At 37.6% G+C, this 2,441-nt stretch carries 1 protein-coding gene and 3 pseudogenes; 2 read left to right on the top strand and 2 right to left on the bottom strand.

All coding sequences use genetic code 11. From position 1 onward, the window contains the following. Nucleotides 1-892 (bottom strand): annotated as a pseudogene (locus ACFIK1_RS06425) (hypothetical protein); the annotation flags it as partial. 572 nt (nucleotides 893-1,464) lie between these two features. Here ACFIK1_RS06425 and ACFIK1_RS06420 point away from each other — a divergent pair. Then, nucleotides 1,465-1,683: a hypothetical protein gene (locus tag ACFIK1_RS06420; RefSeq protein WP_375662365.1), complete on the top strand. Its 219-nt coding sequence runs from the start codon at nucleotides 1,465-1,467 to the stop codon at nucleotides 1,681-1,683. A 49-nt stretch (nucleotides 1,684-1,732) separates the two neighbouring features. Here the strand turns inward: ACFIK1_RS06420 and ACFIK1_RS06415 are convergent. Further along, a pseudogene (locus ACFIK1_RS06415) lies at nucleotides 1,733-1,883 on the bottom strand (transcriptional regulator); the annotation flags it as partial. On the opposite strand from ACFIK1_RS06415, the pseudogene ACFIK1_RS06410 reads away from it, so the two are divergent. Beyond that, nucleotides 1,880-2,377, top strand: a pseudogene (locus tag ACFIK1_RS06410) (phage tail protein); the annotation flags it as partial. The pseudogenes ACFIK1_RS06415 and ACFIK1_RS06410 overlap by 4 nt on opposite strands. Nucleotides 2,378-2,441: the final 64 nt, after the last annotated feature.

Below are 2,441 nucleotides of genomic sequence, written 5' to 3'. Positions count from 1 at the left end.
TGACTGTAGCTGCATTTTGTATATCAAGGCCGTTTGCAACTTTTTCAATGGTTGTTGTGCCTTTTAATGTAATGACGCTGTTGTTGTCAGCTTTTGCACCAGTACTCTTTTTTTCAGTTTCAGAGCCGGTTATTGTCAAATTTTCGCTAACGATTTTGCTACCAACTGCTGTATAAAGCCCAGTTACCATATTTTCAATGGTTGTTTTGCCTGTTAATTCAATCATAGTATTTGGCAAGTAGGCTGCTATACCGGTGCTATTGGTATTTTTTTCGTTCTGAGAGCCCGTTATTGTTAAATCTTTACTAACGAGTTTGCCACCAGTTGTTGCCCTAAGACCGCTGCCAGCAATGTCTTTAATGGTTGTTTGACCCGTTAATTCAATCACGCTATTAGCACCATCGACGAGTATACCAATGCTGTCTTCTTTAGCTTCAGGAAGGATTATCGTTACATCTTTTGCAGTGACTTTACTGCCCTTATTTACCCGAAACCCGTTTGCAACTTTTTCAATGGTTGTTGTGCCTGTTAATTCAACTGTACTATCAGGATCTGTGGTTGTTACACCAGTTCCTTTATCGTTTCCTTTTATTTTTAAATCTTCGCTGGTGATTTTACCACCTGTTTTTGCTAGGATCCCATCCATAGCTTTTTCAATGGTTGTTGTGCCTTTTAACGTAATTTCGCTACCAAGATCTGTAGATGTTACACCAGTTTTTTCAGATTCAGGAGCGGTTACTTTTAAATCCTTGCCAATGATTTTTCCACTATTTGTTGCCTTAATCGCATCATAGTTTTTTTCGGATGCGTCGTCGGAGACATCTTTTACTTCTTCATTACTTGTAGCACTGAGGACTGTCGCATATGCGCTGAAATGAGTGCTAAACAGCATGATAGCTACGGCAGCTGTGCCGGATAAAAGAGATTTTTTAAACATTTAGATATTTTCCTTAACTTATAAGCTCCACGCATTCCTTCCCCGCTTACAAGAAGGATATCAAATGAATGGTTTTCTACTTTGGGGACCAATAGATTGTTTTTATTTTTATGTAAAGTAGAAAAATATTTTTTATAAAAATACATAATGTTTTGAATATTATTCATTATGAAATAAATATAAATTATTTTATAATATTAAAAATTATTTATATTTATTTGATTTTAGATCATAGTGTTATTATTGTGCATTGTTTAGAGATAAACTTTATTGAGTTATAAAAAGAAAAAAGAATGGAAAAAATATTAGAAAAAAAGAAACAAGAAGAGAGGAAATGAGCAATAAAGAATAGCAGTATCCATGCTGCTGTGGATATACAAAAAAGAAAGTTTGTCGTTTGACAGGAGTTTTTTTAAGTAGGAATAGGTGGAAATTTATGATTTTTTATGACTAATTTTCACCATTAAATGCGCGTTTTGTCAAAATGGATTTTGACATCTAAAAAAGAGTGAAAATGAGAAAAAACTGTGATTCAATGGAAAATAGGAAAAGGCTTTGAAGATTTAAAAAAACTCTGTGAAAGCCTAGAAGACCGCCTTTTAAGCCCCTTTGAAAAAAAATCTATAAATTGTGAAGTTCGCTCCAAAATCAGCCCAAAAAGCAAAAAAAGATATAATATGTTAAAACAAAGTGTTATTAAAAATCTTAATGTAAGGAGAAATGCCCCTTCATTTTCCATTGTATAATGAGTTAGGTTGGATTTGTGTAGTTCTTGATTGCTTTTCCAACCTCTATTTAACGTTTTAAATGCAATTTTAAAAAGAGGCAAGGTAAGCTCTATTTCTTCTCTGTCTTTGATGTTTTGAACAAGCTCTTGTAACTTTTTATCAAGCTCTGCTACGAGTTCCGCTATATCTTCAGGGGGAAGTTTAATTATTGCATTTTTGTTACCTGATTGATTCCTTTGTCTGGGTGGCAAATAGTGATGGTGGTTGGAGTGTTAAACCGGCAAGTCCCTTTGCTGCCGCCATGTTTATCAAACGCGACAAGCAAAGGGGCGGTGTTTTTTGGTTTCCCTCCAATCAAGATGTCAAAGGCATTTTAGGAACTGCGCGCCCCATTAGCTATTTTGATGGGGAAATCGATCATGAGGCAAATCGCCTTAACCAAGCCGATATTGCTACCTTTATTCCAGCACGGCTTAGCCAAAATGCCCATGGAAAAATTGTCGCCAATGGACGTATTTTATGGGGCAACCACACCACCTCCAGTGACCCATTGTGGCGCTTTGTCAATGTGGTGCGCACCCGTGCAGCCGATGGCAGGGCTTGGTGGGAGCGCGCTGCGTCTTTTTCACCCGATGACTTTACTCATGGCAGCATTTCGAGGGGTTGCGGTTTCAGGTGCAGCATTGGTGAGTACCTTTGGTTGGATCGGGACAGTGATCGAAGTGGTTGGGGCTGGTATTGCCTCTGTTGTGGGGGGTATTTTTACCCCGATCGGG

Source organism: Bartonella sp. OC16QHHD (genome assembly GCF_042194035.1).
GTDB lineage: Bacteria > Pseudomonadota > Alphaproteobacteria > Rhizobiales > Rhizobiaceae > Bartonella.
Note: the sequence above shows the minus strand (reverse complement) of the source record. Positions and strands in the feature narration are given on the sequence as shown.